The sequence below is a fragment of the Flavobacterium fragile genome, from assembly GCF_023634865.1.
Lineage (GTDB): Bacteria > Bacteroidota > Bacteroidia > Flavobacteriales > Flavobacteriaceae > Flavobacterium > Flavobacterium fragile.
The window spans coordinates 239,889-240,585 of record NZ_JAMLJN010000005.1 but is presented as its reverse complement, the minus strand read 5'-3'; the positions used below and the strand labels follow the sequence as shown (position 1 = coordinate 240,585).

General features: G+C 40.2%; 1 protein-coding gene. It reads right to left on the bottom strand.

Features of this window, described 5'->3' with window-relative positions:
• Window positions 1-697: PKD-like domain-containing protein (locus NAT47_RS08175; RefSeq protein WP_317236593.1), on the bottom strand; the 697-nt coding region annotated here is incomplete at both ends.

Below are 697 nucleotides of genomic sequence, written 5' to 3'. Positions count from 1 at the left end.
AATTGTATTTACTCCTGTAGTTTGAGCTGAACCACCAGTAATAGCCCCAGCAGGAGTACTCACAGGTGTAGTCCATGTATATGTTGTAGTATTTGGTACAATATTTCCACTGCCATTTGTAGGTGTTACTGTGAAAGCAGTTGACGAACAGATAGCTTGTGTAGTAGCCTGAACAAGAGGTTTAGGATTTACCACTACAGTTATTGTAAAAGTACTTCCCACACAATTACCTGTATCACCAGAAGTTGGAGTAACGGTATACACGATTGTTTGAGCGGTATTGCTGTTATTGGTCAATGTTTGACTAATCGTGCTGATTCCAGCTACGTTAGAATCGCTAGCCCCTGTAATGTTTGTATTGTTGTTAACAGTCCAGGTGTAAGTAGTACCAGTAGGAACAATATTTCCACTACCGTTTGTAGGAGTTACAGTAAAAGCGTTTTCTGAACAAATCGCTGGATGTGTTACGTTTGCAATAACAGGTTTAGGATTCACACTAATTACTACCGTAAATGTGTTACCTGCACAACCATTAGCTCTAGGTGTTACCGTGTAGGTAGCAGTTTGTACGATATTAGTAGGGTTCACTAAAGTACCGCTAATGCTAGTTTGATTGGTAGCACTTGTACCACCAATGATTCCTCCTGTAACTATTGGTGCACTCCATGAATAGGTAGTTCCTGTCGGAATACTATTT